This is a genomic window from Knoellia sp. 3-2P3, from assembly GCF_029223115.1.
In the GTDB taxonomy this organism is placed as follows: Bacteria; Actinomycetota; Actinomycetes; order Actinomycetales; family Dermatophilaceae; genus Pedococcus_A.
Map to the genome: position 1 here is coordinate 1,052,599 of NZ_JARGZE010000001.1, position 22,954 is coordinate 1,075,552.

At 73.1% G+C, this 22,954-nt stretch carries 26 protein-coding genes and 1 pseudogene; 14 read left to right on the top strand and 13 right to left on the bottom strand.

The window, feature by feature from the left end; genetic code table 11:
* Positions 1–29: 29 nt before the first annotated feature.
* From P0Y31_RS05110 to P0Y31_RS05140, 7 genes are all read right to left on the bottom strand, one after another.
* Complete coding sequence (locus P0Y31_RS05110; RefSeq protein WP_275866959.1) at positions 30–1,079, bottom strand: ABC transporter ATP-binding protein; 1,050 nt, start codon at positions 1,077–1,079, stop codon at positions 30–32.
* Positions 1,076–1,924 (bottom strand): ABC transporter permease, encoded by an 849-nt coding sequence (locus P0Y31_RS05115; protein ID WP_275866960.1) that lies wholly within the window; start codon positions 1,922–1,924, stop codon positions 1,076–1,078. Before P0Y31_RS05115 ends, P0Y31_RS05110 begins: the two co-directional genes overlap by 4 nt.
* Entirely contained in the window at positions 1,921–2,751 is an 831-nt protein-coding gene (gene modA, locus P0Y31_RS05120) for a molybdate ABC transporter substrate-binding protein (protein ID WP_275866961.1), read from the bottom strand. The genes P0Y31_RS05115 and modA overlap by 4 nt, the downstream gene beginning before the upstream one ends.
* Positions 2,748–3,143: a TOBE domain-containing protein gene (locus P0Y31_RS05125; RefSeq protein ID WP_275866962.1), complete on the bottom strand. Its 396-nt coding sequence runs from the start codon at positions 3,141–3,143 to the stop codon at positions 2,748–2,750. The genes modA and P0Y31_RS05125 overlap by 4 nt, the downstream gene beginning before the upstream one ends.
* A gap of 54 nt (positions 3,144–3,197) precedes the next feature.
* Positions 3,198–3,998: an SGNH/GDSL hydrolase family protein gene (locus P0Y31_RS05130; RefSeq protein ID WP_275867116.1), complete on the bottom strand. Its 801-nt coding sequence runs from the start codon at positions 3,996–3,998 to the stop codon at positions 3,198–3,200.
* Positions 3,999–4,066: 68 nt separating this feature from the next.
* Positions 4,067–4,744, bottom strand: a complete 678-nt coding sequence (locus P0Y31_RS05135) for a uracil-DNA glycosylase (protein WP_275866963.1) — start codon at positions 4,742–4,744, stop codon at positions 4,067–4,069.
* Positions 4,745–4,842: 98 nt separating this feature from the next.
* A complete protein-coding gene (locus P0Y31_RS05140) occupies positions 4,843–5,157 on the bottom strand; it encodes a metalloregulator ArsR/SmtB family transcription factor (RefSeq protein ID WP_275866964.1) in 315 nt (104 codons plus the stop codon).
* Positions 5,158–5,213: 56 nt separating this feature from the next.
* Between P0Y31_RS05140 and P0Y31_RS05145 the strand changes: the two genes are divergently transcribed.
* Complete coding sequence (locus tag P0Y31_RS05145) at positions 5,214–5,888, top strand: HAD-IA family hydrolase (protein ID WP_275866966.1); 675 nt, start codon at positions 5,214–5,216, stop codon at positions 5,886–5,888.
* 34 nt (positions 5,889–5,922) lie between these two features.
* On the top strand, positions 5,923–7,617 hold the full coding sequence (locus P0Y31_RS05150) for an MFS transporter (RefSeq protein ID WP_275866968.1): 1,695 nt from the start codon (positions 5,923–5,925) through the stop codon (positions 7,615–7,617).
* A 27-nt stretch (positions 7,618–7,644) separates the two neighbouring features.
* Here P0Y31_RS05150 and P0Y31_RS05155 read toward each other — a convergent pair.
* From P0Y31_RS05155 to P0Y31_RS05180, 6 genes and pseudogenes are all read right to left on the bottom strand, one after another.
* Positions 7,645–8,325 (bottom strand): annotated as a pseudogene (locus P0Y31_RS05155) (YhjD/YihY/BrkB family envelope integrity protein); the annotation flags it as partial.
* Positions 8,326–8,411: 86 nt separating this feature from the next.
* Positions 8,412–8,765, bottom strand: a complete 354-nt coding sequence (locus P0Y31_RS05160) for a hypothetical protein (protein ID WP_275866970.1) — start codon at positions 8,763–8,765, stop codon at positions 8,412–8,414.
* Positions 8,762–9,022, bottom strand: coding sequence for a hypothetical protein (locus tag P0Y31_RS05165; RefSeq protein WP_275866972.1), 261 nt, complete (start codon positions 9,020–9,022; stop codon positions 8,762–8,764). Before P0Y31_RS05165 ends, P0Y31_RS05160 begins: the two co-directional genes overlap by 4 nt.
* Before the next feature lie 125 nt (positions 9,023–9,147).
* Entirely contained in the window at positions 9,148–11,895 is a 2,748-nt protein-coding gene (locus tag P0Y31_RS05170) for a LuxR C-terminal-related transcriptional regulator (protein ID WP_275866974.1), read from the bottom strand.
* Between the two features lie 304 nt (positions 11,896–12,199).
* On the bottom strand, positions 12,200–12,577 hold the full coding sequence (locus tag P0Y31_RS05175) for an SHOCT domain-containing protein (protein ID WP_275866976.1): 378 nt from the start codon (positions 12,575–12,577) through the stop codon (positions 12,200–12,202).
* Between the two features lie 134 nt (positions 12,578–12,711).
* Entirely contained in the window at positions 12,712–13,122 is a 411-nt protein-coding gene (locus P0Y31_RS05180; RefSeq protein ID WP_275866978.1) for a hypothetical protein, read from the bottom strand.
* Between the two features lie 119 nt (positions 13,123–13,241).
* Between P0Y31_RS05180 and P0Y31_RS05185 the strand changes: the two genes are divergently transcribed.
* From P0Y31_RS05185 to P0Y31_RS05240, 12 genes are all read left to right on the top strand, one after another.
* A complete protein-coding gene (locus P0Y31_RS05185) occupies positions 13,242–14,690 on the top strand; it encodes a hypothetical protein (RefSeq protein ID WP_275866980.1) in 1,449 nt (482 codons plus the stop codon).
* Between the two features lie 111 nt (positions 14,691–14,801).
* Complete coding sequence (locus tag P0Y31_RS05190; protein WP_275866982.1) at positions 14,802–15,251, top strand: hypothetical protein; 450 nt, start codon at positions 14,802–14,804, stop codon at positions 15,249–15,251.
* Positions 15,252–15,288: 37 nt separating this feature from the next.
* Positions 15,289–15,759: a DUF6325 family protein gene (locus P0Y31_RS05195; protein ID WP_275866984.1), complete on the top strand. Its 471-nt coding sequence runs from the start codon at positions 15,289–15,291 to the stop codon at positions 15,757–15,759.
* 10 nt (positions 15,760–15,769) lie between these two features.
* A complete protein-coding gene (locus P0Y31_RS05200; RefSeq protein WP_275866986.1) occupies positions 15,770–16,081 on the top strand; it encodes an SHOCT domain-containing protein in 312 nt (103 codons plus the stop codon).
* A 10-nt stretch (positions 16,082–16,091) separates the two neighbouring features.
* Positions 16,092–17,462 (top strand): pyridoxal-dependent decarboxylase, encoded by a 1,371-nt coding sequence (locus P0Y31_RS05205; RefSeq protein WP_275806906.1) that lies wholly within the window; start codon positions 16,092–16,094, stop codon positions 17,460–17,462.
* Between the two features lie 161 nt (positions 17,463–17,623).
* Positions 17,624–17,914, top strand: coding sequence for a DUF3263 domain-containing protein (locus tag P0Y31_RS05210; protein ID WP_275806909.1), 291 nt, complete (start codon positions 17,624–17,626; stop codon positions 17,912–17,914).
* 150 nt (positions 17,915–18,064) lie between these two features.
* Complete coding sequence (locus P0Y31_RS05215) at positions 18,065–18,553, top strand: GNAT family N-acetyltransferase (protein ID WP_275866988.1); 489 nt, start codon at positions 18,065–18,067, stop codon at positions 18,551–18,553.
* Complete coding sequence (locus P0Y31_RS05220) at positions 18,550–18,942, top strand: VOC family protein (RefSeq protein ID WP_275866990.1); 393 nt, start codon at positions 18,550–18,552, stop codon at positions 18,940–18,942. Before P0Y31_RS05215 ends, P0Y31_RS05220 begins: the two co-directional genes overlap by 4 nt.
* A gap of 6 nt (positions 18,943–18,948) precedes the next feature.
* A complete protein-coding gene (locus P0Y31_RS05225) occupies positions 18,949–19,989 on the top strand; it encodes a P1 family peptidase (protein WP_275867118.1) in 1,041 nt (346 codons plus the stop codon).
* Positions 19,990–21,214: 1,225 nt separating this feature from the next.
* Positions 21,215–21,538 carry a hypothetical protein gene (locus P0Y31_RS05230; protein WP_345803612.1) on the top strand — a complete coding sequence of 108 codons (324 nt, stop codon included), beginning with the start codon at positions 21,215–21,217 and terminating at the stop codon, positions 21,536–21,538.
* 119 nt (positions 21,539–21,657) lie between these two features.
* Entirely contained in the window at positions 21,658–22,326 is a 669-nt protein-coding gene (locus P0Y31_RS05235) for a hypothetical protein (protein ID WP_275866994.1), read from the top strand.
* Between the two features lie 68 nt (positions 22,327–22,394).
* On the top strand, positions 22,395–22,838 hold the full coding sequence (locus P0Y31_RS05240; RefSeq protein ID WP_275866996.1) for a hypothetical protein: 444 nt from the start codon (positions 22,395–22,397) through the stop codon (positions 22,836–22,838).
* Positions 22,839–22,954 lie beyond the last annotated feature (116 nt).

The window sequence follows — 22,954 nt, forward strand, 5'->3', positions numbered from 1 at the left end:
CAAGCACCTCAATCGCTGAGGTGGGGGGCTCAGGCTGGGTAGGCCCGCACCTCGGACGCCTTTACGGTGGCCCACGCCTGCAGCCCCGGCTGGAGCCGCAGGGAGGCGACGGACGCCGCCGTCACCTCCGCCTTCACCTCGAGGGCCCCCGTGCAGAGGACCCGGGCGGTCTGCCCGGCCAGCTCGACCGCGGAGACGGTCACGGGCCAGGTGTTGCGGGGCGACCCGTCCGGCCGGGACAGGTACAGCGCGACGGCGGCAGGCGAGAAGGCGGCCCACGAGGGGCCACGGTGCTCGTAACCGGCGGTGACCACGGGACCGAATTCGGTCTCGACGCTCTGGCCGTCTGCGGCCTCGCCGGCATACAGGTTGAGGCCGACGACGTCGGCGACGTAGCGGTCGCGCGGGCGGGCCACCACCTCGTGGGGCGTGCCCTCCTGCACGACCCGCCCGCCCTCGATGAAGACGAGCCGGCTGGCCAGCGTGAGGGCGTCGAGGGGGTCGTGCGTCACGAGCACGGTGACCCCTCCGAAGGCCTTGAGCCGGTGGGCGAGCGTGGCTCGCACGGCAGGCCGGCTGACCGGGTCGAGCGCCGACAGCGGCTCGTCGAGGAGCAGGAGCTCGGGGTCGGTCGCGAGGGCTCGGGCGAGGGCGACCCGTTGGGCCTGGCCGTGCGATAGGGAGGGCGGTCGGCGGTCGGCGAGGTCGCCGATGCCCACGCTGTCGAGCTCGGCACGGGCGCGGGCGTGGGCGGCCGACCGCGACGCGCCGCGGCTGCGAGGGCCGAAGGCGACGTTGTCCAGCGCACTGAGGTGGGGGAAGAGCAGGTGGTCGGCGGCGACGAGCCCGGTGCCGCGCACCTGTGGCGCCAGGTGTGTGCCGTCGCCCTCCCAGAGCCGTCCGCCGACGCGCACGTGGCCGGAGGTCAGCGGCGCCAGCCCGGCCAGCGCGTGCAGCGCCGTCGTCTTGCCGGCGCCGTTTGGTCCGAGGACGGCGACCACCTCGCCGGAGGCCGCCGAGAGCGGTGCGTCGAGCGTGAACCCGGGGCGGTCGACGCGAAGGGTGGCGTCGAGGGTCACCGGACCCACCGTCCCCGCAGCAGGGCGAGCACGACGACCGACACCAGCAGCATGGCCAGGCTCAGCGAGATGGCGGCCTGCGGGTCACGCTCGAGGGCGACATAGACCGCGAGCGGGGCCGTCTGGGTGCGGCCCGCGAAGTTGCCCGCGAAGGTGATGGTCGCGCCGAACTCGCCCAGCGCCCGCGCCCAGGCCAGAGCGGCGCCGGCTGCCATGCCCGGCAGGGCCAGGGGCAGGGCGACCCGCGTGAACGACCGCCACGGTGACGCGCCCAGCGTCGCGGCCACGTGCTCCAGCCGGGGGTCGACGCTGCGCATCGCACCTTCGACGGCGATGACGTAGAAGGGCATGGCGACGAAGAGCTCGGCCAGCACGACGGCGACCGGCGTGAACGGCACTCGGAGCCCGAAGGCCTCGTAGAGCGGGGCCCCGACCACCCCTCGTCGGCCCCAGGCCAGGAGCAGCGCGACACCGCCGACCACGGGCGGCAGCACCAGTGGCACGGTGAGCACGGCGCGGAACCAGGCCGCAGCACGGCCGCGGGCACGGGCCAGGAGCCAGGCCAGCGGGGTGCCGAGCACCACGGCCAGCACCACCGTGGCTGTGGTGGTGAGCAGGGACAGCCGGATGGCGGGCAGCACCGCTGGGTCAGCGAGGTGGTGGAGCACCTTCGCCCAGTCGGCCCGCAGCAGCAGGGCGAGGAGCGGTACGGCCACCAGCGCGACCCCGATGCCGGCCGGCACCAGCAGGCCGATGCGCGTGGTGCCGGACGTCGCTCGCCGACGGGCATGGGTTCCGGCCCCGGCGGTTCCCGTCCCCGGCGTCTCCGTCGTCGCACCGCTCATGGCGCGAGGAAGCCGGCCGCGGTCAGGGCCTCGCGGCCGGCGGGGCCGCGGGCCAGCTCGACGAAACCGGTCGTGTGCGGATCTGCGTCGAGCCACACCAGCGGGTAGTCGAGCGTGGTGTTCTGGGCCTCCGGAATCGGGACGCCGTGGACGGATCCCTTCGCGGACACGACGTCGGAGTGGTAGACCACCGCGGCGTCGGCCTCACCGAGCCGCACCTTGGCCAGGGTCGCCTTCACGTCGACCTCGCGGGAAACGACGTGGGGCGTGATGCCTGCGCGCTCGAGCACCTCGTCGGCGGCCGCGCCGCACGGGACCGTCGAGGCGCAGAGCACGACGTCGAGTCCCGGTCGGCCCAGGTCGGCGAGGCTGCGGACCTTCACGGGGTTGTCGGGCGGGGTGGCGACCTCCATCGTGTTGCGGGCGATCGTCGCGGTGCCGCCGTCCCGGATCATTTCCTGGGGTAGCAGCTTCAGGGCGGTGGTCCCGGCGAAGGCGACCGCGTCGGCCGGGGCGCCCTCGGCCACCTGCTGGGCGAGCGTCGTGCTCGAGCCGAAGCTCAACGCCACGTGCACGCCGTCGTGCCGCCGCTCGTACTCCCGCGCCAGTGCGGTGAGGGGCTCGGTCAGCGAGGCCGCCGCGAGCACCGTGACGGTCGCGGTCTCACGGTTGCCGGCGGCGCTGACGCCCGAGCCGTCGGCGGCTGACCTGCCGCCGGTGCCGCACCCGGCGGTGGCCAGCAGCGTCGTCAGCAGGGTCGCCAGCACGACCGACCGGGCAGCGGCCGGAGTGACGGCGCCTCCCGGGGTGCTGCCGCGACGCGTCACGCCGGCACCCCGACGATGACATGGGTCGACTTGATGCTGGCCACCGCGACGGAGCCCACCTCGAGGCCGAGCTCGTCGACGGCCTCGGCGGACATGAGCGACACGATCCGGAACGGCCCGGCCTGCAGCTCCACCTGCGCCATCACCCGGTCCTTGACGACGCGCGTGACGATGCCGCGCATCCGGTTGCGGGCCGACTCGTCGGCGACGCTCCCCACCGGCGCCGGGGTGGCGACCTCCTGCGCCACCGCGGCGAGCGCGGCCCCCTCGACGACCAGGCGGCCCGAGAGGTCGCGCTGCGCGGCGAGGCGGCCGGAGTCGACCATGCGGCGCACGGTGTCGTCTGAGACGCCCAGCAGGGCGGCGGCATCGGAGATCCGCAGATGCGTCATGGATCGATCATAGTCACCGCAGATGCGTCAAACTGCGGTCGCCGCGGATCGCAGTCAGCGGGGCTGGACCGGCTCCAGCCGGGGGCGCTTGGCCACCACCGCGTCGCCCGACGACTCGCCCCTCAGCCGGCGCTGCACCCAGGGTGCGAGGTGCTGTCGCGCCCAGGCGGCGTTCGCGGCGGCCCACTCTCGGCGGCTCAGCACCGGCGCGTCGGGCAGCGGCGTCGTCCAGTCGGCCCGGTCGGTGCGGTGTCCCAGTGCCGACAGCGCGCTCAGGGCGACCCGGCGGTGGCCCTCGCTGGTCATGTGGATCCGGTCCTCGGCCCACATCCGCCAGTCGCGCAGCGCGTGCATCCCCCACTGGTTGACGACGTAGCACCCGCGCCGCTGGGCGATGCTGAAGATGTTGGCCGTGTGGATGGCGTGCCGTCCGCGCAGGTGCCGGATCAGGGGCGCGTCGGCGGGGTCGACCGGCGTCGCCAGCAGCACGTCCGCACCGGCCTCCTGGAGGCGCACTACGGCGTCCTCGAGCCGTGCTGCGATGGCGTCGAGGTCGGCCCTCGGGCGCAGGATGTCGTTGCCCCCGCCGACCATCGAGACCAGGTCCGGGCCGAGCGCGAGGGCGGCGTCGAGCTGGGGCCCGGTCACGTCGGCGAGCAGCCGTCCCCGGACGGCGAGGTTGGCGTAGGCGAAGTCGTGCCCGGCCTCCCGGGCCAGCAGGGCCAGGTGCTCGGCGAGCCGGTCGGCCCAGCCGATGTAGCGACCCTCCTCAGCAGGGTTCGGGTCGGACATCCCCTCGGTGAACGAGTCACCGATCGCGACGTAGCGCCGCCACGTCCGCCCGGCCTCGGGCAGGTGGGTGGCCTCGGGCAGCTCGGTGCCGGTGCCGGCCGGCTCGTCGCGGCGTGCGTCGGTCAGGTCGGTCACGGCAGGCTCCAGTCGATCGGGTCGGCCCCTTGTCGTCGCAGCAGCTCGTTGGCCCGGCTGAAGGGCCGGGAGCCGAAGAAGCCCGAGCGCGCCGACAGCGGCGACGGGTGGGGGCTCTCGATGCACGGGATCCCACCGAGGTGGGGCACCAGGCTGCGGGCGTCGCGTCCCCACAGGATGGCGACCATGGGGCCGCCCCGCTCCACCAGGGCCGAGATCGCCCGCGCGGTCACCGACTCCCAGCCCCTGCCGCGGTGGCTGGCGGGCGCGCCGGGGCGCACGGTCAGGACCCGGTTGAGCAGCAGCACGCCGCGGTCCGCCCAGGGCGAGAGGTCACCGGTCGTCGGCTGGGCGACGCCGAGGTCGGTGGACAGCTCGGTGTAGATGTTCTGAAGGCTGCGGGGGAGTGGGCGCACGTCAGGCGCGACCGAGAACGACAGCCCGACCGCGTGCCCCGGGGTGGGGTAGGGGTCCTGGCCCACGATGAGCACCCGCACGTCGTCGAGCGGCCTCTCGAACGCGCGCAGCACATGTCCTCCCGCCGGGAGGTAGCTGCGTCCCGCGGCGAGCTCCTCGCGCAGGAACGCCCCCAGCCCGGCGATGGTCTGGGCCACCGGCTCCAGGGCGGCTGCCCAGCTCGGGTGCACGGTGTCGGCCAGGGGGCGGGTGGGCATGGCACCAAGTTAGACCGACCGTGTGCGCTGCCACCGGGCGGTATGCCGCGTGGCCGGCCACGCGGCATACCGCCAGTTCGGGGGCGGGCAGGGGCGGGTCAGCGGAAGATCGCGGCCACGTCGTCGAGGCGCGCGGGCACCAGGCGGAACCAGGCCCAGGTGCCGCGGCGCTCGCGGTGGAGCAGCCCCGCGTCGGTGAGGACTCTCAGGTGGTGGCTGACCGTGGGCTGCGAGAGCCCGACTGCGGCGGTCAGGTCACAGACGCACGCCTCGCTGCCCTCGGCGCTGCGGATGATGCTCAGCAGCTGCAGGCGCACCGGGTCGGCGACGGCCTTGAGCAGGGCAGCCGTCGCCTCGGCCTCCGCCCGCTGCAACGGGTGGTCGAGGGGGTGGTCGACGGAGGTGGTGGCCATTGCATCGAGGCTAGTCGATGAGCGGTGGCAGGGTGCGTCGATCTAGGGTGCACGGCGTGACCTCCCTGCGCTGGCCGGTCGTCCTCTTCGACCTCGACGGCACCCTCGCCGACACCATCGGCCTCATCGTCGCGTCCTACAACCACGCGTTCCGCACCGTGATGGGCACCGAGCGCGACGAGGCGGAGATCCGCTCGTGGATCGGGCGCCCGCTGCTCGAGAGCTTCGCCGCCGTCGCGCCGGAGCACGCCGAGGAGCTCGACCGGGTCTACCGTGAGTGGAACATCGCCAACACCGAGCGGCTCCTGCGGGCCTACCCCGGGGTGACTGCCCTGCTCACCGACCTCGATGACGCCGGCGCGCGCACCGGTGTGGTGACGTCGAAGCGCCGCGAGACGGCCCTGCTGGCGATGCGCGGCGTGGGTATCGAGGGCCTTGCACCCCTGCTGGCGACCCTCGAGGACACCGAGCGGCACAAGCCGCTGCCGGACCCGCTGCTGCACGGGATGCGTGCGCTCGGGGCCGAGCCGGCGGAGTGCGTCTACGTCGGCGACGCCGCCGTGGACGTGGCAGCCGCCCGGGCAGCCGGCACGGCGGCCATCGGGGTCTCGTGGGGAGCGGTCGACGCGGCGGTGCTGGAGGCCGCCGGAGCCGATGCCGTGGTCGACACGGTGGAGGAGCTGCGCGAGGTGGTGGGACTGCCGGCCTCCGCGCTCATCCCGCGGGGGTGATTCCCGGGGCCGGACAGGTCCGCACCGTGGTGGGGTGAGTTCTGCGAGTGCGCCTCCACCGGCTCGCTCCGCGACGGCCGCCGCCGCGGGAACGGTGCTGCTCACCCTGTCGTCGGCGCAGTTCCTCATGACCCTCGACAGCTCGGTCATGAACGTGTCCATCTCCACCGTGGCCGAGGACGTGGACACGACAGTGACCGGCATCCAGACCGCCATCACCCTGTACACGCTGGTCATGGCCTCACTGATGGTCACGGGCGGCAAGATCGGCGAGATCCTCGGCCGCAAGAGGGCGTTCGCGATCGGCTGTGTCATCTACGGCGTCGGGTCCCTCACGACCTCCCTCGCGCCCAGCCTGACCGTGCTGATCATCGGGTGGTCGCTGCTGGAAGGCATGGGTGCAGCGCTCATCATGCCGGCGATCGTCGCGCTCGTGGCGACCAACTTCGGACGTTCCGAGCGCCCGCGGGCCTACGGCCTGGTCGCGGCGTCCGGTGCCATCGCGGTGGCGGCCGGACCCCTCATCGGCGGGCTCATGACGACCTACGCGTCCTGGCGGTGGGTCTTCGCCGGCGAGGTCCTCATCGTGCTCGTCATTCTCCTGCTCACCCGCCGCATGGCGGACGTGCCGCCGGCCCCGGAGGTGCGGCTCGACCTCATGGGCACGGCGCTGTCCGCGACGGGTCTCGGCCTCGTGGTCTACGGCATCCTTCGCTCGGGGTCGTGGGGCGTGGTCAGGCCCAAGCCCGGCGCGCCCGTGTGGCTGGGCACCTCCCCGGTGGTCTGGCTCGTCCTGGGCGGCGGGCTGGTGCTGTGGTTCTTCCTGGCCTGGGAGAGGCGGCGGCTGGCGGCCGGGCGGGCCGCGCTGATCGACCCGGACATGCTCCGCAACCGCCTGCTGCGGGGAGGACTCACCTCCTTCTTTTTCCAGTACCTGCTGCAGGCAGGGCTGTTCTTCTGCGTGCCGCTCTTCCTCTCGGTGGCCCTGGGCCTGTCCGCCGTCGCGACGGGGGTGCGGATCCTTCCCCTCTCGGTCGCGCTGCTGGCTTCCGCAGTGGGCATCCCGAGGTTCTTCCCCAACGCCTCGCCCCGCCGGGTGGTCCGCAGCGGCTTCCTCCTGCTCTTCGCCGGGATCGTCTCGCTCGTGGCCGCCCTGGAGCTGGGGGCAGGTCCCGAGGTCGTCACCGCGCCGCTGCTGCTCGCTGGGCTGGGGATCGGGGCGCTCGCGTCCCAGCTCGGCAGTGTCACCGTCTCCTCGGTGCCCGACGAGCAGAGCGCCGAGATCGGTGGCCTGCAGAACACCGTGACCAACCTCGGCGCCTCCATCGGCACGGCGCTGGCCGGCGCCGTGCTCATCTCGGCGCTGACGACCTCGTTCTTCAACGACATCCAGGGCAACCCCGCGATCCCTGACGACCTGTCGTCCCGAGCGCAGGTCGAGTTGTCGGCCGGTGTGCCGTTCGTCTCCGACGCCCAGCTCGAGAGCGCTCTCGAGGATGCCGGAGTCGACGCGCAGACGTCGCAGGCGGTCATGGAGGACAACGCGGCGGCTCGACTAGCCGGCCTTCGGGCCGCGCTGTTCGCCCTGTCCCTGATCGCCCTGTCGGCCCTCTTCCTCACGGGTGGGATCCCGACCCGGCAGCCGGGCATCGAGGGTGTCAGCACCGGCGGCGGGGCCACCACGCCCGCCCCGCCTGCCGACGACGGTTCGGCCGGCCTCGTCCGCTGACGGCAGCCACCACTGGCTGAGCAGCCGCCCGACCACGGTCGCGACCACGAGGACGCCGCCGAAGACGACCAGCCAGGACCCGATCGCGAACACGACGCCGAGCGGGCCGAACTGCTCGAGGTTGCTGCGCGTGAAGGCCGGCATGAAGACCCCCGACAGGCTGGTGAGGGCGACCATCAACGCGGCGGTGAGCACCGCACCGGGCAGCAGGTTGCGCCACGGCACCCGTGCGCCGAGGAGCAGCCGCGACGTCCACCACCACAGCAGGGTGTTGGCCGCCAGCTGCACCACGCCCCGCAGGAGCCCCGTGCTGGGTACGCCCGTCATCGACCGCAGCAGCAGCGCAGTCACCTGGAGCATGACCAGCCACCCGAGGATCCACAGCAGGCTGCTGCGGAGCGCCCGCACCCCGCGGTCGCTCGGCAGCTCCCAGGCCCGGGCGTACATCCGCTGCAGCGCCCGGGAGAAGCTGGACGCCGAGAGGAGCGAGACGACGAGTCCGGCGATCCCCGTCTCGGCCTGGTACTCCTGCTCCGTCAGCGCAACCTGCCGCAGCGGCTCCATGACGTCGTCACGCAGCCCGACGAAGTCACGGATCTGCTGCATCACGCCCTGCACCCACACGTCGGGCATGAAAGCGCCCAACACCATGAGCATGGGGATGAGGGCGAGCAGGGCCTGCGCCCCCAGCGCGAGCGAGCGGTCCATCAGCTCGATCCGCGACAGCTCGGACAGCAAGCGTCGCAGCGGGGGGAAGAGGTCAAGCACTCGAAGCACCCGCTGGCGCACTGCGGTCAGCGACCGGTGGCCTGCCACCTCTTCAGTGCACGCCTCGAGCCCCTGGCGCGCGTCACCCGGTCTTGGTGAGTGGTGACCGGCAGCGAGGTCCGGTGCACGGCCACCCGGCCGGCGGAGGGGCCGCTCACCGAGATCTGGGTGACCTCGAGCCCCTTGGCGTCGAGCAGCGCCACGAGGTCGGCGATGTCGCCCCTCCGCTGCAGGGCGGTGCGCAGGGTGGTGCACGGCCCGGAGGCGGTGGAGACGAGCGGTTGCAGGGCAGCCCGCAGCACCGGGCCGAGCGTCCCTGCGACGGTGATCTCGTAGGTGCCGGACGTCAGCTCGCGTGTGAGGTCGCTGCCCAGGGTCATGGCGCGTCAGCCGTCCCGTTGGCAGCCGGCCCTTCGGCCGGCGACTCGGTGCCGGGGAGGCGACGCACCTCGACCACCTCGAGCCCGAAGGCGCGCAGCCGGTGCAGGAAGGCGTGCAGGGCAGCCTGGTCGGTGAAGTGGCCGGTGAGGACCGTGCGGAACTCGTGCTCGGCGACCTCCACGTCGCCGAGCTCGTCGAGCAGGTCCTGGGTGGGCACCAGCCCTGCCACCCGCACCTCGTACGACCGTTCCGTCATCGCCGTCGTCACATCCCGCCCGTCTTTTGCGTACTGCTCCAGCACACCTGTGCGGGGAGGGAGCGGCATCACCCGGGAAGGATGAATCGGGTCACGGGTGCCCGGGGCCCACACTCTGCCTGCGGTCAGGAGGCGCTGGCGGCGGTGGAGTCCGGGTCGCCCAGCAAACCCAGCTCACGAGCACGGCGGATGGCGGCGTTGCGGCGGTTGACCGCGAGCTTGCGCAGGATGTTCCGCACGTGCGTGCGCACCGTGTTGACCGAGATGAACATGCGCCCGGCGATCTCCTCCGTGGTGAGCAGCTCGGCGAGGTGCGCCAGCACCTCCAGCTCCTTCGCCGTGAGCTCCTCCACCAGAGGCTCGGTCACCCGGGGCTGGGCGTGCGAGGAGGCGTGGGTGGCCGCCGCTGCCGGGCTGTCGCCGACCGTGCCCTGGGTGAGCCAGGCGTGCTCGCGCAGGGCGACCGGGTCCGACGCCAGGAGCCGCTGCACCATGGCTCCGCCCTCGCGGAAGGGCCGTCTCATGCCCTCGGGTGCTGCGAGGCGCAGCGCGCGGTCCAACGCGGCGTGCGCCCGGACCGGCGCGTGCTGGTGCAGGTCGCGCGCGCCCTCGGCCAGGAGCGAGATGACCTCGGTCTGCGGGTTCGTGGCGTTGCGCCGCAGGTGCGCGAGCCTGTCCTCGACGGCCGTGAAGCGCCCCAGCTCGGCGAAGGCCGCGGCGGCCACGGTGGCCGCCTGCGGCATGCCCTGGTGTTCGACCGCGTCGAGGGAGTCCAGCGCCAGCTCCGTCCGGCCGCCGGCGAGGCACAGCCGCGCGGCCTCCACCCGCAGCCGGTCGGCCAGCCACGGGTCGGTCTTCCCTGCGGCGTCGGCGGCGGCCTCGAGCCGGGTCAGGGCCGCCTGCGCGCTCCCGGCAGCGCGCTCGACGCCGGCGAGCACGATCTCGGCCAGGGCCCGGCACAGGGGGTGCCCGCAGAGGGCGGGGGAGGTGAAGGCCACGGAGACGTGGTGTCGGGCCTGCTTGGCGTGACAACGCTCGAGGGCGACGGTGCCCAGCGCTATGTGGGCGGCGGCCTCACCGTGGCAGACCGCTGCCGACCGCTTGCCGTCGGAGAGGGCCAGGGACTCCTCCGCGGTCCGCGCCGCCCGCGCCAGGTGGCCTTCGAAGGCGTCCACGACGGCGAGGTGCCCGAGGACGTCCGCGCGTATGCCGGACGGCATACCGCTGCCCTCACCGGCCGAGGCCGCCGCCTCGTGCAGGACGGCGCGTGCGCGGCGGGCGTCGCCGCGCCGCATGGCGGTGACGCCCCGGCACCGCGCCAGCAGGGCGGCCAGTCCGGGGCTGCCGACACCCAGAGACGTGAGGTGGGCGTGCTCGAGCGCCTCCGCCGCCACCTCACCCAGCACCGCCGCCTCGTCCGCGCTCCCGTCCATGGTCGCCCGGGCGACGTCGATGACGGCGAGGGTGGCCATCACCACGGAGGGAGCCGCGGAGTGGGCCGCCTCGGCCGGCGCGGTGCGCACCACCGCCCTGGCCGTGGCCAGCTCCCTGGCGCAGGTGTGGGCGTCACCCAGCGCGAGCGCCACGGCGGCTCGGACGGCACAGGCCTCCGGCGCCTCGAGCTCGCGGGGCAGCCGGGTCGCCGCAGACCACAGGGGTCCGGCGAGGTCTCCCTCCGAGAGCAGCACCGCAACGCGGTCGGCGGCGACGATCAGGGCGGCGACCTCATGCCACGCGTGGATGGCCGCGAGGTGGGACAGGGCGCGGTCCGGCAGGCCCTCCCGCTCGCACCAGGTGGCTGTGGTGCGGTGCAGCTCGGCCCAGCGCTGCGGTCGCTCGTAGGCGAGCTGGGCCTGGAGCAGCTCCTTGAAGAAGGGGTAGTAGCGGAAGCAGCCGGGCTGCCCCGGCACCGGCTCGACGAAGGTGCTGGGGTGGCCCAGCCCCGCGAGGACGTGGCCGGCCTCCGGTCCGCGCAGCTCGGTGACCAGGGCTGGTGAGAGCACGTCGGCCACCGCGGTCTCGAGCAGGAAGTCGCGCACCTCCGGGGTCTGCACGTCCAGGACCTCGCCCACCAGGTACTCGTTGATGTCGACGGCCGAGGTGACGGCCGAGGCCGCCGACCTGTCGACGTCGTCCTGGCCGGCCAGGGCGCGCGCCGCGAACCGCAGGCCCGCCACCCAGCCGCGGACCCTCGTGTTGACGGCGTGGAGCACTTCCGCATCGAGCGCCACCCCGGCACCGCGGAGCAGGGCGGAGGCCTCACTGTCGTCGAACGCCAGGTCCGCCACGCGCAGCTCGACCAGGGCGTCGTCCAGCCGGTACCGGTACAGCGGCAGCACCGGGTCGACCCGCGTCACCAGGACCAGCCCCAGCCGGCCAGTGGCGTGCTCGAGGAGGTAGTGCAGCTCCCGCGCCTCGTCGGGTCGCACCAGGTCGTATCCGTCGAGCACGACCGTCAGGCGCCGGGGTGCGGATGCGATGCCCTCTGCGAGGGCGGTGAGCTGCGACCGGGAGAGTCGAGTCGTACCGGTGCTGCCTGTGTGCACTGGGGGCACGGGCACGCCCAGTCGTCCCAGGCACAGCACGAGGTCGGGCCACAGCGAGTCGTCACCGTCGTCGAAGGTCACCCAGCCCGTCGGCGACCGAAGCAGCCGCTGGCGCGCCCAGTCCGCCACGAGGGTGGTCTTGCCGGTTCCCGCCGGTGCGCTGACGAGTGTCAGCGGGGTGTGTTCCGAGGCGGCCATGGCGGACAGCAGGCGCGGTCGGGCGACGTGCGGTGAGGGCAGCTCGGGTATGCCGTACCGGGCTGCCGAGAGCAGTGACAGCGTGGCGGTCCGCGAGCTCGGTCCCGGCTGCTTCGGCCTCGACGGCATCACACCATGGGCCCTTCTCCCCCGCCTGCTCGAGTGGATGGGACGCCTGGTCGGCGCCTGCGACTTCAGGCTAGGCAGCGGCGGGCGGGGTGGGCCATGAGCACTAGGGAGGGGAGCGCCGGGCCCTAGGTCATGGATGTCCATGGTCCTCATGGGGGAGAGCCGCTACGTCATCGGTGGGAGCGCGTGGGCGGCGGGCACGGGTGGGGCCGGTATCGAGGTGCGCAGTCACCGCGAGCCCGCAGACGAAGGCTCCCGCGCGCACCGGGGCGCGGGAGCCTCGCTGGGAGCCTGAGGACCCGGATCAGGCCAGGGCCTTCTCCTTGAGGCGTTCGTACTCCGCCTGGGAGATCTCCCCTGCGTCGAGCATCCGCCGGGCCTGCGCGACCTGGTCGACCGGGCTGGCCTTGCCGGCCACGTCCTTGATGTAGGCCTCCTGCTGCTGCTGCAGCGACTTGGCCTCCTTCATGGACCGATCCGCCATTCCGCGGCCACGGGCCACGAGGTAGATCAGGGCGGTGAGGAACGGCAGGAAGATCAGGGCGATGACCCACACAGCCTTGGCGAAGCCCCCGGTCTCGCGGTCCCGGAACAGGTCCGTGAGGATCGAGAACATGACCATCAGGTAGGCCACGAACGCGAAGCTGATGATGATGAACCACACAACGTCCCAGAAATCCATTCCAGGCTCCTATCTGTGAAATGCGGGCCTCGGAGAGAGGGCTCTCTCACCTCAAAGTCTGATCTCGCGCCGCTGGTCTCACCTCATCTGCGAGGGGTGACTTCGAGGGCGTGCACGCCGTCGTGCCGCACCGATCAGCAGCTGGCCTGCAGGGCCGCCTCGAGGTCGAGGAAGGCGTTCTTCAGCTCGCCGACGTCCCTGCGCGCCGCCGCGACCGAGTCCTCGGACGGGGCCGCCGTGGCGGCGCCGAAGCTCGTCTGGAGCTCCGCGGCCTGCTTCTTCACCTCGCTGATCTGCGGCTCGAACTCCTGCTTGGCCGTGTCCGACAGCTGGTTGAGGTCGTCGCCGATGGCCTGGAGCTTGGTCTTGACCTCGTCCGCGTTCTCGGCGCTGACGTCGGTCTCGCGCAGGGCGTTCATCGACGCTGCGAGCGCGTCGAGGTCCTGGCAGAAGGCGGGCGGTTCGGCGCCCCCGCAGCTCGCGAGTCCCGCGGGCACCAGCGCGAGCCAGACGACGGCGCCGGCAAAGGTTCTGGTCCTTCTCATGTCCCCAGCGTCGGGCGGTGGTCGGTGCCGGGCATCACCCCGGCAGGGTGATGTCCGGGCAGGACCGCGGGGTGACGGTGGAGTGGCACCAGACCGACGCGTTGGAAGAAGGCTGTGCCATGGACGACACCACAGAGGTCGAGCGCCTGCGCGCGCGCGTCGCCGAGCTCGAGGGTGAGCTCACCACCGCCAGGGGGTCGGCCCACCTGGCGAGGGACCACAAGCGCTCCGCCTGGTATGCCGTGGGATCCGCGATGCTCCTCGTATTCGCCTGCGTGCTGGCGCCGCTGTCGGTGACGGCGGTCTGGGCGAGCACGCAGGTCTCCGACACCGAGCAGTACGTGCAGACCGTGGCGCCGCTGGCGGAGGACCCGGCCGTGCAGGCTGCAGTGGCCGACGAGGTCACCCGGGCGGTGCTCGAGGGTCTCGACATCGAGACCTTCACCCGCGAGACGCTGGAGACGCTGGCCCAGCAGGAGAACGTGCCACCTCGCGTGGCCGCGGTGCTGCCCGGCCTGGCGGTGCCCATCACCAACGGTGTCGAGAGCTTCACGCGGACGCAGATCACCCGGCTCGTCCAGAGCCCGCAGTTCGCGCAGCTGTGGGAGCGGGTGAACACCGTGGCCCACGAGCAGCTGGTGAACCTGCTCGAGGGCAACGAGGGCGGTGCGGTGAGCGCCCAGGGCGACACCGTGACCCTCAACCTCGCACCGATCATCGACCAGGTGAAGCAGCGCCTCGTCAGCGAGGGATTCACCCTCGCCGAGCGGGTGCCCACGGTCGACCGGTCGTTCGTCCTGGTCCAGTCCGAGACGGTCACCAACGCCCAGGGCGCCTACCGGCTCCTCAACACCCTGGGCGTCTGGCTGCCCGTCATCGCCCTCGCGATGTTCGCCGCGGGTGTGTTCCTCGCGCGGGACCGCCGGCGCGCCGTGCTGAGGGGCTCGCTGGGGGTCGTCGGCGCCCTGCTTCTCTTCGGGGTGGGCCTGGCCCTGGCCCGGGCTGCCTACGTGAACGCCCTGCCGGGCGGTGTGCTCGACGAGCAGGCTGCCGGCAACGTCTTCGACACCCTGGTGCGCTTCCTGCGGACCGGCGCCCGTGCCCTGGCCGTGGCCGGGCTCCTCGCCGCCCTGGCGGCCTTCCTCCTGGGCCCGTCGACCGCGGCCTCCCGGACCCGCTCGACGCTGACCCACGGGATCGGCTCGGCCCGCACCGGCGCAGAGGCAGCCGGGTGGCACACCGGCCGCTTCGGGGTCTGGGCCTGGAGCCGGAAGAGGGCCCTGCGCCTGGGCACCTTCATCGTCGCCGGCCTGGTCCTGCTGTTCTGGACCCGGCCCACCGTGACGGTCGTCGTGGTGACGGCGGTCGTGGTCGCCGTCGCGCTCGCGCTCATCGAGTTCCTTGCGACGCCGCCGGCCCCCGAGGGCGGCGCCGGCACCGGTGAGGGTGCTGCCGCCGGGGCCGGGTCGGCCGACGCGGGCGCGGCCGTCCAGCCCGGTGCCGGCGAGCCGGAGTCGGCGCAGGAGCGGCAGCTGCAGCTCAGCGACAAGTCCCAGCCGCAGCCCTGACGAGCCCAGTTCACCCCACAGGGGTGAGGCGGCCGGTGGCCACGCGGCATACAACGGCAGTGTCAGTGAAACCCAGCGCGCCCAAGGCGCGCGCATCGGACGGAGGCCACCATGGCTACCACCACTCCGGGTCGGGCCACGGCCAGCACCCGCGAATACAGCGCGGGCGCCGTGGGCGTGACCGTCTTCGCCGGAATCCTCATGATCATGAGCGGCGTCTTCCACGCCATCCAGGGCATCGTCGCCCTGGTCAACGACGAGTTCTTCGTCGTGGGCAAAGAGTATGTCTTCACCTTCGACATGACCGGATGGGGCTGGGCGCACCTGGTGCTCGGCGCGGTCGTCGCCACCGCGGGCTTCTTCCTGTTCCAGGGCGCCACGTGGGCGCGCACCGTCGCCGTCATCGTGGCGTCGCTGAGCATCATCGCCAACTTCCTCTGGATGCCGTACTACCCCATCTGGAGCCTGACGGTCATCGCCTTCAACGTGTTCGTCATCTGGGCCGTGACCATGCACGGCCGCGACATCCTCCAGGCGGGCGAGATGCCGGCCGGGAAGTAGCGGGTCCTCACCACATCTGACGGAAAGGAAGTCCACCGTGACCTCGACCGCACCCACGACCGCGTCGTCCGACGTCCACGGGCCCATCGACTTCGTCCTCCTCGAGTTCCCCCGTGACCAGCTCACGGGGGAGGCGAGCCAGGCGTTGCTCGACCTGGTGGAGCGCGGCACCATCCGCCTCTACGACCTGCTGGTGATCAGCAAGAACGAGGACGGCTCGGTGGAGGTCCTCGAGCTCGGCGACCCCTCCGGGGTCGACGGCTTCGCGTACTTCTCCGGCGCCCGCAGCGGGCTCCTCGGCGACGACGACGTGGACGAGGCGTCGTCGGCCATGCGGCCGGGCACGGTGGCCGCCCTCATCGTCTACGAGAACAGCTGGGCCATCCCCTTCGTCGCCGCTGCGCGCAACAGCGGCGGCGAGCTCATCGCGAGCGCGCGCATCCCCGCGCCGGTCGTCATGGAGGCCCTGGAGGCCATCGAGGGCACCGAGAGTGCCGAGAGCGCCTGAGGAGGACGCGATGCCAGGACTGTTGCGAGGAGTCGCCCGCACGGCGGTCGTCGCCGGAACGGCGACGGCGGTCAGCGGACGCGTGCAGCGCCGCCAGGCGGAGAAGTACGCCACACGCGACGCCAACATCTACGCCCAGCGGGAGCAGGCCTACGCCGACCAGCAGGCCGCGGCCGCCCCGCCACCTCCAGCGCCTGCCGCGGCGCCGGCGAGCAGCGGCGACACCATCGCCCAGCTGAAGGAGCTCGCCGAGCTCAAGACGCAGGGCATCCTCACCGAGGAGGAGTTCGCCGCCCAGAAGGCGAAGCTCCTGGGGGCCTAGACTCCACGGCGTGCACGGGTTCCACGATGAGTCACTCCACGCCCTCGGCCAGGCGGTCCTCAAGTACGCAGAGGACCGCCTGAAGCTCGACCCGGTGCCGCTCGACGGCCCGCGCAGCGAGGAGGAGCTCGACCGCATCGCCGGTCAGACCATCACCCCTGACGGCATCGGGGGCCTGGCGGCGCTGAAGCTGTTCGAGGAGGACCTCGCGCCGGCCTGCATCTCCACCGACCACCCGCGCTACCTCAGCTTCATCCCGTGCGCCCCGACCGAGGCGGCGGCGATGTTCGACCTCGTCGTCGGCGCCTCCTCCATCTACGGGGGTTCGTGGCTCGAGGGCGCCGGTGCGGTCTACGCCGAGAACCAGGCCCTGCGGTGGCTCGCCGACCTCGCGGGGTTCCCGGAGGGGGCAGGCGGGGTGTTCACCCCCGGTGGCACCATCGGCAACCTCTCGGCCCTCGTCACCGCGCGGGAGAAGGCCCGGGCGCGCGCCAGGCTCGAGGGGCGCAGCGGCGCGGGCGCCCGGCCGTGGCGCGTGGCGGCGACGCTGGCCGCCCACTCCTCGATCGACTCGGCGTGCCAGGTCATGGACGCCGAGATGGTCGGCGTCCACGTCGACGACCAGTGGCGGCTGACCGGCGACCGGCTGCGCGAGGTGCTCCTCGCCCACGGGCCCGAGACGTTCTTCGCGGTCGTGGCCACCTGTGGCACGACCAACTTCGGCATCATCGACGACCTCGCCTCGGTCGCCGAGGTGTGCCACGAGTTCGGCATCTGGTTCCACGTCGACGGCGCCTACGGGGGAGCGGGGCTCGCGGCGCCGTCGGTGCGCGAGCGCTACCGCGGCATCGAGCTGGCCGACTCGTTCATCGTCGACCCGCACAAGTGGCTGTTCGCGCCGTTCGACTGCTGCGCCCTGATCTACCGCGAGCCGGCGTGGGCCCGGGCCGCACACACCCAGAAGGCGTCCTACCTCGACGTGCTCACCGAGGCCCCGGAGTGGAACCCCACCGACTACGCCGTGGGCCTGACCCGCCGGGCCCGCGGCCTGCCGTTCTGGTTCTCCCTGGCCACTCACGGCACGCGCGCCTACACCGAGGCCATCGAGCGGACGCTCGCGGTGACCCGGTTCGCCACCGAGGAGATCCGCCGCCGCGACTACCTCGAGGTGGTGCGCGAGCCCGACCTCTCCGTCGTCGTCTTCCGCCGGCTGGGCTGGACGCCGCAGCAGTACCAGGAGTGGTCCGACCGATTGCTGGCCGAGGAGTTCGCCTTCGTGGTGCCGACGTCCCACGACGGGGAGACGCTGACCCGGTTCGCCGTCGTCAACCCCAACACCTCCGAGGACGACATCACCGCCATCCTCGACACCATGGCCTGACCGGAGGGGTCGCAAGACACCTCTGGGACTGGTGTGACGGGGGAGGTTTCCCGCCCGGAACCCCGCCTGCGAGTCTTCGAGAGCGGAATGACAAGCGTGTGATTCCCTCCGTATAGTTGCCCGCGCAACGCCGGGGAAAACGACAGGGTCGAGGGTCGAGAGTGAACGCCGCACACGAGCAGGGCACCAGCAGCGCCGCCGCGGAGCTGAGCGAGCGCGACCGCGAGATCATCGCCTTCGAGCGCCAGTGGTGGAAGTACGCCGGCGCGAAGGAGCAGGCCATCCGCGAGCTGTTCGACATGAGCGCCACCCGCTACTACCAGGTGCTCAACACCCTCATCGACAACCCCGCGGCCCTCGAGGCCGACCCGATGCTGATCAAGCGCCTGCGCCGGCTGCGTGCCTCGCGCCAGCGGGCCCGCTCGGCCCGCCGCCTCGGCATCCAGCTGTAGCCCTCCGCTGCGGCGCCGCGCAGCCCCCGGACCACCACGCCCGTGCAGGATCGACTGTACGGGCGTCGTGCTGTCCGTCCGCGGCGGTGACGCGGCTGGCCCGAGCCCGTATGCCGGGCACGGCTGCGCCCCGCGTGCTTGACTTCGGGGGTGAGCGAGCAGGTGGCCGAGCAGGCGCCGCAGCCGTCGGTGCGCCGGGCCGCGCCGGACGACGCCCTCGTCGTCGCTGCGCTGACGCTGCAGTGCGCCCGGCACCGCGGTGCCCCCGCCGAGCCGGGGTTCCTCGACCGGTTCGCCTCCGCCTGGCTCGCGGCCGCGGCCGACCACCCCGTCTGGGTTGCCGAGTGCAGCGGGGAGCACGCCGGCTACCTCCTGACCACCCGCCACCGGCCGCTGCCCTGGCCGGGTGACCGCGGCAGCGGCGGCAGCCTCATGGTCGAGCAGTTCTTCGTGCGCCCGCAGTTCCGCGGCCTGGCGATCGGCGAGCTCCTCCTGACGGCGGCGCGCGACTGGGCCCGCGCGGAGGGGCTGGCGGCGCTGCAGATGCGCCCCGGACGGCACACGAGGTCACTGTGCGAGCGGGTGGGACTGTCCGACACCGGCGACCTGATGGAACTGCGGCTTGGGGAGCGGCCGTGACGGTGGGCCGCAGGGCCGGGCTGCGGATCGGCTCGGTGGTGGTCAACGTCAGCGACGTGCCTGCCGCGACGGCGTTCTGGTCGCAGGCCCTGGGCTACGAGCCCCTCTACGAGCCCGAGCCCGACTGGGTGATCCTCCAGCCACGCGACGACGGCGGCCCGAACCTCTCGCTGAACCTCGGCGAGACCCGCCCGGCCGAGGTGCCGCACGTCCACCTCGACCTCTACGCCGACGACCAGGCGGCCGAGGTCGAGCGGCTGGTCGGGCTGGGGGCCCGCCGCGTGGAGGACTGGCCCTACCCCGACGAGCCGTACGACTACGTCGTGCTCGAGGACCCCGACGGCAACCGCTTCTGCGTCATCGACGCGAGTCCCGACCTGGACGGCTGAGTGCCCGTGCGTCCCGGCCCCACCAACACGCTCACCGACGTCGGCGGCATACGGGTCGGTCACGCCACCCGCACCGGCGACGGCTGGCTCACCGGCACCACCGTGGTGCTCCCCGGCCCGGAGGGCGCGGTGGCGGGGGTCGACGTGCGCGGCGGTGGCCCCGGCACCCGCGAGACCGACCTGCTCGACCCGCGCAACCTCGTCGACCGCGTGCACGCGATCGTGCTCACCGGCGGCAGCGCCTTCGGCCTCGCCGCCGCCGACGGCGTCTGCCAGCACCTGTACGCCGCGGGCACGGGCTGGCCGATGGGCGAGCCGGGGGAGGTGGTCCCGATCGTGCCGGCAGCCGTGCTCTTCGACCTCGGCCGGGGCGGCGAGTTCGGCAACCACCCCGGGGTCGAGGAGGGGCGCGCCGCCTGCCAGGACGCCGACGCCGGTCCGGTGCGGCAGGGCTGCGTCGGGGCCGGCACCGGGGCGCGGGCGGGCGGGCTCAAGGGCGGCATCGGCTCGGCCAGCGCGGTGCTCGACGACGGGACCAGCGTGGCTGCGCTGGTCGCGGTCAACGCCTGGGGCCTGCCGGTGCACCCCGACACCGGCGAGCTGCTCGCGGTGCGCCACGGGCTGCCCGGTGAATTCGCGGGCATCGGGGTGCCGGCGCTCGCGGAGGTCGAGGCGGCGAGGGCCCGGGCGGCCGAGGAGGCGCACCGCGCGCCGCTGGCGCCGGGCATGGCCACGACCATCGGCGTCATCGCGACCGATGCCACGCTGACCAAGGCCGAGTGCCAGAAGGTCAGCGGTCTCGGTCACGACGGCCTGGCGCGGGCCGTCAACCCCGTGCACACGCTGCTCGACGGCGACACCCTCTTCACGCTGGCGACGGGGGCGCGCCCCACTCCCGACCTTCCCGGGCTCTTCGACCTCATGGCGGCCGCCGGGGACTGCGTGACCCGGGCCGTCGGGCACGCCATGCTCGCGGCCACGTCCGTCGTCACCCCCGGTGGTGAGATCCGCTCCTGGCGCGACGCATTCCCCTCTGCCACAGCTTGATTCGGGTCCTTCGAGCCGGCTTCGGCTCGCGGATGGCCGGGACGGGCGGCGGCACCGGGTGAACGAATCGCCATTTCTCCGGCGCGCAGGCAACCTTCGGCCCCATACTCGCGTCTCAACGGGTGGCGGGGGCAACGGTGCCATCCGCATCCGAGGGGGAAGCAGGGGGAACGCGACATGGGTCGTGCAGGTCAGTCATGCGCTGGTGCGGGGCATCCGTCGCGCCGGGTCTTCATCGCCGGCGGGGCCGCACTGGGTGCCACGGTACTCGGCGCCGCGACCTGGGGCGCCGCTCCGGCGGCGGCCGACGCCGCGGCTGGTCCGCAGGCGGCGGTGGAGCGGCTCTCGCCGGAGTGGGCGAGCGCGTGGGTCCAGACCTGCTACGACCTGACCTGGCGCGAGGGTCCCTCGCCCACCCAGGCGGCGCGCTGCTACCACTACCTCGCCCTGGCGATGTACGAGGCCTGTGTCGGCGGGATGCCGCGGCACCGCTCCCTCGGCGGCCAGCTGACCGCGCTCGGCCCGCTTCCTCGACCGAGTGGAGCCATCGACTGGCCCGTCGCGCTCTCGGCCTCGGCGCTCGCCGTCGCCCGGGCCGTCTACGCCACCGCCGCGCAGGCCAACCGTGACACCCTCGACGCCCTGCACGCCGCGCAGGTGGCCCAGCGCCGGGCGGGCGGGGTGCACCGCGGCACCGTTGCCAACTCCCTCCGCCACGGGCAGGCGGTCGGCGGGGCCATCGCGCGGTGGCTGGCCGACGACGGCAGCGCCGCCATCGCGGGCCGCGCCTACACCCCGCCGGTCGGCGAGTCGCTGTGGGAGCCGACGCACCCCAACTTCCGTCCGGCCGTCGAGCCCTACTGGTCACAGGTCCGCCCGATGGTGCTGCGCAGCGCCGACGAGGTGCGCCCCGTCGCCCACGTCCCCTTCTCCACCGAGCCGGGGTCGGCGTTCTGGCAGCAGGCCAACGCGGTCTACCAGACCTCGAAGACGCTCACCGACGAGCAGCGCGCCATCGCACGGTTCTGGACCGACAACCCGCTGCTGTCGGGCCTGCCGTCCGGCCACTGGATGCTCACGGTCGCCCAGGTCGCCCGGGCCCGTGGCCTGTCGCTGGCCGACCCCGCTCGAGGCCTACGCGCGTCTCGGCGTCACCCTCCACGACGCCTTCCTCAACTGCTGGACCTGGAAGTACCGCTTCAACCTGCTGCGGCCCAGCACCTACGTGCGGCGTCACATCGACCCCGAGTGGGTCACCTTCGTCAACAGCCCCCAGTTCCCGGAGTACACCTCGGGCCACTCGGTCGCCTCGCGGGCTGCCTCCACGGTCCTGACCGAGCTGTTGGGCACCAACGCCTACATCGACGACAGCCACCGTGACCGGGGCCTGCCCGCCCGCTCGTTCGACTCCTTCCACCACGCCGCGAACGAGGCCGCCCAGTCGCGGCTCTACGGCGGAATCCACTTCCCGATGGGCATCGAGAACGGCAAGGCCCAGGGCGACCAGGTCGGCGCCCTCGTCCTGGCCCGCCTGCGCACCCGGAAGTGAGTGCGCGTGGCGGGCGCCCCGGTGACCCGACACGCCTGCGCCACAGCACCCGAGAACCCTCCGCCGCCCCGGCGGAGCCCACTGCCCGACGATCGCTGGGCACGATGAAAGGAACGCGAATGTCGCTCACCACCAAGATTGCTGCAGCGGCAGTTGTCGCTGCGGTGCCGCTGGCGCTCGCCGCGGCCCCGGCCCAGGCAGGCACCCGCTGGACCGAGCGCTCGAGCGGCTCGTTCGCCGAGACCACCTGGCTCGAGATGGGCGAGCTTCCGGGGGTCGGCGGCAACGCGCACGTGGGCTGGCTGCGGGTCGAGGGGGACAGGAACCCGATGGTCTTCGGTGAAATCACCGACTGGACGTGCCCCGAGGGTGTGCTGCCCCCGATGTTCGGCGGTGGCCACGGCGAGGAGCCCCCGGAGAGCGAGTGCGCCGTGGAGTCGCAGCGCTACCTCTACAGCGCCGGGCCGGCCACGCTCACCGTCGACCGCAAGCTCAGCAAGGCCACGCTCACCGGCCCGCTCGAGGTGGCCAACCACGACGGCGGCACCACGGCCCAGCCGATGGCCAACATCACCTGGACCGGCTTCGGCAGCACCTTCACCAGCACCGTCTACGACAAGTACACCGACGACCAGGGCAACCGCTTCACCACGCGGCGCACCGAGACCGCACGCGAGGGCGCCCTGTCGGGCACCATCGGCGCGATGGGCTTCGACGACGACGCCGACGACCGGGCCTACGGCTACTTCGGCACCTTCAAGACCGCCTCCACCTCGGTCAACCCCTGACCTCACGCGCCGGGGCGCGGGCCTTGTCGGCTCGCGCCCCGGTGGTCGGTCCGGGGCAGGATGGGGGCATGAGCGCACCGGACTGGAGCACACCCGAGGGCCTGAAGGCGATCAAGGAGCAGGTCGCCGCCACGATCCCCGGCTGGCAGGCCCCCACTGCGTATGCCGTCGGCATCAGCTCCGCGTCGAGCTCGCCCGAGCCGGACTTCCCTCACGTCAACCGCCCCGGGGGCGCTCACAACCTCCCGGCCGTGGTGCTGGCGAAGGTGCTCGGCCACGACGGCTCCACGGCGACCCTCGAGCTCACCGGCGCCCAGCTCGAGGTGGCGGCCGAGGCCCTCCAGCCCGCCGAGGCGTGCACGACGGTCGACCACCCGAACCTCGCGGCCTGGCGCCACGTCCTCGCCGAGCTGCGCTCGAACCCGGCCCGCACGGCATACGCGGTCTATGTCGCCGACCTCGACGACCCCGTGACCTCCGAGGCCGATGCCGCCCTGCGCGCCCTGCTCTGAGCACCGCTCCGCCCACCCGCGGGGTGACAAACTGACAGTAAGTCACCGTAGACCGCGAGAAAACTCTGTGGCAGGGTCGTGGCCGCGGGTCAAGGGGGATCCGCGGTCGGCGTCCC

What these genes read in the sequence shown, in the direction of transcription:
- P0Y31_RS05170 (WP_275866974.1), bottom strand. Translation starts at nt 11,895, where the DNA reads ATGCCGTCGAGGCCGAAGCAGCCGGGACCGAGCTCGCGGACCGCCACG.
- P0Y31_RS05135 (WP_275866963.1), bottom strand. Translation starts at nt 4,744, where the DNA reads ATGCCCACCCGCCCCCTGGCCGACACCGTGCACCCGAGCTGGGCAGCC.
- P0Y31_RS05175 (WP_275866976.1), bottom strand. Translation starts at nt 12,577, where the DNA reads ATGGATTTCTGGGACGTTGTGTGGTTCATCATCATCAGCTTCGCGTTC.
- P0Y31_RS05180 (WP_275866978.1), bottom strand. Translation starts at nt 13,122, where the DNA reads ATGAGAAGGACCAGAACCTTTGCCGGCGCCGTCGTCTGGCTCGCGCTG.
- P0Y31_RS05125 (WP_275866962.1), bottom strand. Translation starts at nt 3,143, where the DNA reads ATGACGCATCTGCGGATCTCCGATGCCGCCGCCCTGCTGGGCGTCTCA.
- P0Y31_RS05200 (WP_275866986.1), top strand. Translation starts at nt 15,770, where the DNA reads ATGCCAGGACTGTTGCGAGGAGTCGCCCGCACGGCGGTCGTCGCCGGA.
- P0Y31_RS05240 (WP_275866996.1), top strand. Translation starts at nt 22,395, where the DNA reads ATGAGCGCACCGGACTGGAGCACACCCGAGGGCCTGAAGGCGATCAAG.
- P0Y31_RS05235 (WP_275866994.1), top strand. Translation starts at nt 21,658, where the DNA reads ATGTCGCTCACCACCAAGATTGCTGCAGCGGCAGTTGTCGCTGCGGTG.
- P0Y31_RS05160 (WP_275866970.1), bottom strand. Translation starts at nt 8,765, where the DNA reads ATGACCCTGGGCAGCGACCTCACACGCGAGCTGACGTCCGGCACCTAC.
- P0Y31_RS05115 (WP_275866960.1), bottom strand. Translation starts at nt 1,924, where the DNA reads ATGAGCGGTGCGACGACGGAGACGCCGGGGACGGGAACCGCCGGGGCC.
- P0Y31_RS05165 (WP_275866972.1), bottom strand. Translation starts at nt 9,022, where the DNA reads ATGACGGAACGGTCGTACGAGGTGCGGGTGGCAGGGCTGGTGCCCACC.
- P0Y31_RS05190 (WP_275866982.1), top strand. Translation starts at nt 14,802, where the DNA reads ATGGCTACCACCACTCCGGGTCGGGCCACGGCCAGCACCCGCGAATAC.
- P0Y31_RS05185 (WP_275866980.1), top strand. Translation starts at nt 13,242, where the DNA reads ATGGACGACACCACAGAGGTCGAGCGCCTGCGCGCGCGCGTCGCCGAG.
- P0Y31_RS05140 (WP_275866964.1), bottom strand. Translation starts at nt 5,157, where the DNA reads ATGGCCACCACCTCCGTCGACCACCCCCTCGACCACCCGTTGCAGCGG.